The organism is Synechococcus sp. H55.10 (assembly GCF_047502715.1).
Lineage (GTDB): Bacteria > Cyanobacteriota > Cyanobacteriia > Thermostichales > Thermostichaceae > Thermostichus.
Genome location: NZ_JANSJJ010000250.1, coordinates 1 through 547, shown reverse-complemented (window position 1 = coordinate 547; position 547 = coordinate 1). Strand labels below are relative to the sequence as shown.

At 61.2% G+C, this 547-nt stretch carries 1 pseudogene; it reads left to right on the top strand.

From position 1 onward, the window contains the following. Nucleotides 1-547, top strand: a pseudogene (locus NW858_RS12240) (acetate kinase); the annotation flags it as partial.

Genomic DNA, 547 nt, shown 5'->3' with positions numbered 1-547 from the left:
CTCTAGAGGAGTTGCGGCTCATCACCTGCCACTTGGGCAATGGCTGTTCTCTGGCAGCCATTCGCGGGGGCCGCAGTGTCGACACTACCATGGGCTATACCCCCCTAGAGGGCTTGATGATGGGATCCCGCTCAGGCTCGGTGGATCCGGGGATTTTGATCCATCAGTTGCGCCGGGGCATGGACGTGGAGGAGCTTGACCGCATCTTGAACCGGGAATCCGGCTTGAAGGGCGTGTCCGGCCTCAGCAGCGACATGCGAGTTATCCTGGAAGCCATGCAGGCAGGCCATGCCCGCGCCGAGCTGGCCTTTAACCTCTTTGTCCACCGCCTGCGCAGCCAGATTGGGGCCATGCTCATGAGCTTGGATCGGCTGGATGCGTTGGTCTTCTCGGGCGGCATCGGGGAAAACGCCGCGCCAGTACGGGCAGCAGCCTGTGCCAACCTGGGCTTTTTGGGGATTCAAATCGACCCAGTTCTCAATGCTGGATCCCCGCGCAACTGCGACATCAGCACCTCTGATGCGCCAGTGCGAGTGCTGGTTATCTC